Annotated in this window: 5 protein-coding genes, 4 tRNA genes and 1 other RNA gene; 8 read left to right on the top strand and 2 right to left on the bottom strand. The window is 51.9% G+C overall.

The genetic code is table 11. From position 1 onward, the window contains the following. Positions 1-439: 439 nt before the first annotated feature. Both murB and birA read left to right on the top strand, forming a co-directional pair. Positions 440-1,477 carry a UDP-N-acetylmuramate dehydrogenase gene (murB, locus tag ACJ8PE_RS24930; protein WP_042783473.1) on the top strand — a complete coding sequence of 346 codons (1,038 nt, stop codon included), beginning with the start codon at positions 440-442 and terminating at the stop codon, positions 1,475-1,477. Next, a complete protein-coding gene (gene birA / locus ACJ8PE_RS24925; protein ID WP_033644354.1) occupies positions 1,474-2,436 on the top strand; it encodes a bifunctional biotin--[acetyl-CoA-carboxylase] ligase/biotin operon repressor BirA in 963 nt (320 codons plus the stop codon). The genes murB and birA overlap by 4 nt, the downstream gene beginning before the upstream one ends. 48 nt (positions 2,437-2,484) lie before the next feature. Here the strand turns inward: birA and coaA are convergent, their stop codons facing one another. Continuing rightward, complete coding sequence (gene coaA / locus ACJ8PE_RS24920) at positions 2,485-3,435, bottom strand: type I pantothenate kinase (RefSeq protein WP_025304936.1); 951 nt, start codon at positions 3,433-3,435, stop codon at positions 2,485-2,487. A 219-nt stretch (positions 3,436-3,654) separates the two neighbouring features. Further along, positions 3,655-4,203, bottom strand: a complete 549-nt coding sequence (locus ACJ8PE_RS24915) for a GNAT family N-acetyltransferase (protein ID WP_033644356.1) — start codon at positions 4,201-4,203, stop codon at positions 3,655-3,657. Positions 4,204-4,599: 396 nt separating this feature from the next. On the opposite strand from ACJ8PE_RS24915, the gene ACJ8PE_RS24910 reads away from it, so the two are divergent. The 6 genes from ACJ8PE_RS24910 to ACJ8PE_RS24885 form a co-directional block, all read left to right on the top strand. Next, positions 4,600-4,675 (top strand) — tRNA-Thr (locus ACJ8PE_RS24910). Positions 4,676-4,700: 25 nt separating this feature from the next. Then, positions 4,701-4,785: transfer RNA gene (locus ACJ8PE_RS24905), tRNA-Tyr, on the top strand. Positions 4,786-4,831: 46 nt separating this feature from the next. After that, a non-coding RNA gene (locus ACJ8PE_RS24900) (RtT sRNA) lies at positions 4,832-4,947 on the top strand. Positions 4,948-4,984: 37 nt separating this feature from the next. Next, positions 4,985-5,059 (top strand) — tRNA-Gly (locus ACJ8PE_RS24895). A 6-nt stretch (positions 5,060-5,065) separates the two neighbouring features. Next, positions 5,066-5,141, top strand: a tRNA-Thr gene (locus tag ACJ8PE_RS24890). Between the two features lie 109 nt (positions 5,142-5,250). Further along, positions 5,251-5,474, top strand: a 224-nt coding sequence (locus ACJ8PE_RS24885) for a GTP-binding protein (protein ID WP_008502775.1), incomplete at its 3' end; no start/stop codon positions are given.

The raw sequence follows: 5,474 nt of genomic DNA, 5'->3' as shown, positions 1-5,474 counted from the left end.
AAACGCCGTAGCGCCGATGGTAGTGTGGGGTCTCCCCATGCGAGAGTAGGACACTGCCAGGCATCAAATAAAGCCGAAAGCCCTGAACTAACGTTCAGGGCTTTTTGCTATGCGTAAAATAAATCCCCTGATCGTATCTATTGCTTAGAAAAATACCTATTTCAGCGGACGTGGCTTATTTACATAAGCACGTATAATGCTTTTGAGCAGGAGAATAACCAGCTCAATATATAATTGATAGATTCAGATTATTATTTAAATAATAAAAATGCCTATTTATGAACATGTTGATAAGAATTATCCTGTTATATCAAAGATAAATCCTAATTCTTCAGTGCATTACTCGATAAATTTCACGTTAATTAAAACAAATATTAGCCAGACGCTTCGAATCGAGTAGACTAAGCAAAAGATTATTTCCGCATGGGTACTGAACGTTATGTCTACTGAAAGCGCGTCTTTAAAAAACCACAATACTTTTGCGCTCCCGGTCAACGCAGCGCACCTGGTCATCGCCGATAGAATTGAGTTGATGCTCAAAGTCTGGCAACAAACGCGCAAGCGTCAGGAGCCGCTGCTGATTCTCGGTGAAGGTAGCAACGTACTGTTCCTGGAAGACTTTTCGGGTACGGTCATGGTTAACCAACTGAAGGGCATCGATGTTCGAGAAGATAACGATGCCTGGTATCTCCATGTCAGCGCCGGTGAGAATTGGCACGATCTGGTGCAATATACGCTGCAGGCCGGGATCTGCGGGTTGGAGAACCTGGCGTTGATTCCTGGACTGGCCGGCTCCGCGCCTATCCAGAATATCGGTGCCTATGGCGTCGAATTGAAAGATGTCTGTGAGTATGTCGACCTGCTGGACTTCTCTACGGGTGCCATCGATCGCATTCCGGCAGCCGATTGTGGTTTCGGCTATCGGGAAAGCATTTTCAAACATCGCTTCCAAACTGGGCATGCCATTGTCGGGCTGGGTCTGCGTCTGAGCAAGCAGTGGCAACCCAAGTTGAGCTATGGCGATCTGGCCAAGCTGGATCCCGCCACGGTGACGCCACTTCAGGTATTCGAATCCGTATGTGCCATGCGCCGCAGCAAGCTGCCGGACCCGCGCGAAACCGGTAATGCCGGCAGTTTCTTCAAGAATCCGCTGGTGAACGCGGGGAAAGCCGCAGAACTCATCACACAATATCCCGGCATGCCGCATTATCCGCAACAGGATGGTCAGGTGAAGCTGGCCGCTGGCTGGCTGATCGATCAGTGCGAACTGAAGGGGCATCGCATCGGTGGCGCAGCCGTACACCGCCAGCAGGCGCTGGTGCTGGTGAATATCGATAATGCGCATAGTCAGGATGTGGTGGCTCTGGCGCGCCATGTCCGTAAGACTGTGGCCGATAAATTCGGCGTATGGCTGGAACCTGAGGTGCGTTTCATTGGCGCAACTGGCGAATTGAACGCTGTGGTGGTGCTGTCATGAGAGATACCAAGGTCCCGTTAAAACTGATCGCGCTACTGGCCGACGGTGAATTCCATTCCGGGGAACAGCTCGGTGAGTCATTGGGCATGAGCCGCGCCGCGATCAATAAGCATATTCAAACCGTTCGCGAGTGGGGGCTGGATGTCTTTACTGTACCGGGGAAAGGATACAGCTTGCCTGCTCCCATGCAGCTATTGGAGGCGGAACGCATTCTTAGAGGGCTGGACGACAAGCGAGTTACCGTGCTGCCGGTCGTAGACTCTACCAATCAATATTTGCTGGATCGTATCGAAACGCTGCAATCTGGCGACGCCTGCATCGCTGAGTACCAACTGGCCGGCCGCGGTCGTCGTGGGCGTCAGTGGATTTCGCCGTTTGGCGCCAATTTATACCTGTCGATGTTTTGGCGATTGGAACAGGGGCCGGCTGCGGCGATGGGGCTGAGCCTGGTGATCGGCATGGTGATGGCGGAGGTCTTGCAGCGTCTTGGCGCTAAAGATGTGCGAGTCAAATGGCCCAACGATCTTTACCTGAACGATCGTAAATTGGCAGGGATCTTGGTCGAATTGACGGGGAAAACCGGCGACGCGGCTCAGTTGGTCATCGGCGCCGGCATTAATTTGGCGATGCGGGATACCAATGCGAGTGGGATCAACCAAGGTTGGATTAACCTGCAAGAAGCCGGTATTAACATCGATCGTAATGAGCTGACCGCCACTCTGCTTAATGAATTGCGGCAGTCCTTAAAACAATTCGAGATAGATGGGCTGGCGCCATTCATTGGCCGTTGGCGCACGCTGGATAATTTTATCGACAGACCGGTCAAACTGCTGATTGGCGAGCGACAGATTGTGGGTATCGCCCGGGGTATCGACGCGCAAGGTGCACTCCTGCTGGAACAAGAAGGGGAAATCAAACCCTTTATCGGCGGAGAGATATCGCTGCGCAGCGCGGAATAGTGAGAAAAGACAAGGGGACGGCAGCGTCCCCTTGATCGTTCGGTAGGCTTATTTTCTTAAACGCACGCTTTCAACGGCATGGTTGGCGCTTTTGGTCATAATCAGGCTCGCGCGTTCGCGGGTAGGCAGTATGTTCTGCTGCAAATTCAATCCATTGATTTCATTCCATAATTGCGTGGCAATATTAATCGCCTCCGGTTCCGGCAATTTTGAATAATTATGGAAATAAGAATCAGGATTGGAAAATGCGCCCTGACGGAATTTCAGGAAACGGTTGATATACCAGCTTTGCAATAGCGTCTCCGGCGCATCGACATATATAGAGAAGTCGACGAAGTCGGAAACGAATACGCGATGCGGATCGTGAGGATAATCCATACCGCTTTGCAATACGTTAAGCCCTTCCAGGATAAGAATGTCCGGCTGTTCGATGACTTTATTACCTTCGGGCACAACGTCATAGATCAAATGGGAATAAACCGGGGCGGTGACACGTTTGGCGCCGGATTTCACTTCCGACACGAACTTCACCAGGCTATGCATATCGTAAGACTGCGGGAAGCCTTTTTTCTTCATCAAACCGCGTTCGTTCAGCACCTTGTTTGGATGCAAGAAGCCGTCGGTCGTGATCAGCTCAACGCTGCGGTGTTCCGGCCAGCGGCTCAGCAGCGCCTGCAACAGACGTGCGGTCGTGCTCTTGCCGACGGCTACGCTGCCGGCGATGCCGATGACATAGGGAATCTTTTGCCCGTCGGTGCCGAGGAATTGTTCCAGTACCGCCTGCCGGCGCAGGTTGGAACTGATATAGAAGTTCAACAGTCGTGACAGCGGCAGATAAATCTGCGCAACTTCTTCCAACGAGAGATCTTCGTTAATCCCTTTCAGTTTAACGATCTCTTCTTCCGACAACGTCAGCGGCACCGAATCTCGCAACGCAGCCCACTGGGTACGATCGAACTGTAGGTAAGGCGTTGCTAAAGATTGATCTCTTTTTATCATAAGCCAAATTCTGCCTGTTAACGCAGGTTGGGAAAGGCGCCGGACGCCAACTCCAGAGAATAAACAAGCTGCATATTATAGACAGCTTCGTTTTTGGCGTAGACTTTTTTCGCAAAAGTTGTCGATAGGCAGCAGTTTATGTCAATTGTGCGAAGCGGCGCGCAGTTGATAAAGCGGGGTTGCAAGGCGGTATCATGGCGTCAGGATACCGCCTGAAGGTTAGCTGGCGATAGCGCGTGAAGACGGGGTCACGGTGAATAGACGTTTGTAATAAATGACGGTTGAGTGGTAATAGCCATCGGGTCCGGCCGCATAGTCAGGCATTTCACCCAGGCAGCGATAGCCCAGACTGCGATAAAGTGCTTCTGCCGCCGAACCGGCCTGAGTATCCAGATACAGTAGCCCGCGCTGCTGTTGCAGTGCCGCTTGCTCCAACGTCTTCATTAGCGCCAGGCCTACGCCGTTACGACGAGCGCGGCTATGAACCAGCAGTTTCACTACCTCCGCACGATTACGGCCATTCGGTTTCTGGCAGAGCTCGAGTTGAACGGTGCCAACGACGCCGCGTTCGTCGCGGGCAATCCACAATAGCAGCTCACCCTTGGCCAAGGCCGGACGCAGGCTGTGGAAGTAACTCTCGGCGTCTTCATGCGGGATTAAGGTGTCGTAGCCCACTGAAGCGCCGTGGGTGACCGCATCGGTCAACAGGCGAGCCAATTCATCGCGATAAATCGGGAGCGTAGCGGCGTTGATAGGCACTATTTTCATCGGTCATTCCTCCAGATATGGGGGTAATGAAGATAAGCAATAACTGCGCCAGAGCGACGAAAGGCATAGCCACGGCGAAAGGGCGAGGAATAAGTGTAGTTCACGCCACGAACCAGGGCAGCCATCCTCTTTTTGGTGCATCGATCCCGCTCACGGTTTACCGTCGTGGGTTACGTGTTTTGAGAAGCCCGACACGGAGAAAGGGGCGTTCAAAGCTTGCAAAAAGTGGATAAAATTGTAGAGAATGATTGCCGCAAGTGATGAATGTTTGCACGCCACAGGCTGCGAATTGCATGACAGCATGCAAAATTGACTGATTTATGAGCGAAAGTGCGCGTAAAGCAATTTTTTTGTTGCATAGGTCGCCCGCTCTACCTAGAATGCGCTGCACTTGATGCCGGCTTAGCTCAGTAGGTAGAGCAACTGACTTGTAATCAGTAGGTCACCAGTTCGATTCCGGTAGCCGGCACCATTCAAGTCACAAGTAGTTAAAATCTGGTGGGGTTCCCGAGCGGCCAAAGGGAGCAGACTGTAAATCTGCCGTCACAGACTTCGAAGGTTCGAATCCTTCCCCCACCACCAAATCTTGCCTTCGGCGATTAACTGAGATGCGATAAACACCGCAACGGTTGATGGCGGGAGGAGAGGGCGAAAGCCTTCGGCAAGGTTCGAGTTGTGCAGCGCGAGGCGCAGCCGGCCCGAAGGATACGAGCCGAGTGATGAACAATCCTGCTCTATCCCCAAAATTCTACAGAAAAATCAGGTAGCCGAGTTCCAGGATGCGGGCATCGTATAATGGCTATTACCTCAGCCTTCCAAGCTGATGATGTGGGTTCGATTCCCACTGCCCGCTCCAAGATGTGCTGATATAGCTCAGTTGGTAGAGCGCACCCTTGGTAAGGGTGAGGTCGGCAGTTCGAATCTGCCTATCAGCACCACTTCTTAATTTCTCGCCCCCTGATTTTCTTTCTGTTCTGGATTCAACGAGCAAATGCTTGGTTGATGTGGTGATACCACCGATTTATCCGTGTCTTAGAGGGACAATCGATGTCTAAAGAAAAGTTTGAACGTACAAAACCGCACGTTAACGTCGGTACTATCGGCCACGTTGACCACGGTAAAACTACCCTGACTGCAGCGATCACTACCGTACTGGCTAAAACCTACGGCGGTTCTGCACGTGCTTTCGACCAGATCGATAACGCGCCAGAAGAAAAAGCTCGTGGTATCACCATCAACACCTCTCACGTTGAGTATGACACCCCGACTCG

This window comes from Serratia sp. CY74737, from assembly GCF_052166775.1.
Taxonomy (GTDB): Bacteria; Pseudomonadota; Gammaproteobacteria; order Enterobacterales; family Enterobacteriaceae; genus Serratia; species Serratia ureilytica.
Note: the sequence above shows the minus strand (reverse complement) of the source record. Positions and strands in the feature narration are given on the sequence as shown.

Coding starts and splice junctions, on each gene's coding strand:
- murB (WP_042783473.1), top strand. CDS start 440: ATGTCTACTGAAAGCGCGTCTTTAAAAAACCACAATACTTTTGCGCTC.
- birA (WP_033644354.1), top strand. CDS start 1,474: ATGAGAGATACCAAGGTCCCGTTAAAACTGATCGCGCTACTGGCCGAC.
- coaA (WP_025304936.1), bottom strand. CDS start 3,435: ATGATAAAAAGAGATCAATCTTTAGCAACGCCTTACCTACAGTTCGAT.
- ACJ8PE_RS24915 (WP_033644356.1), bottom strand. CDS start 4,203: ATGAAAATAGTGCCTATCAACGCCGCTACGCTCCCGATTTATCGCGAT.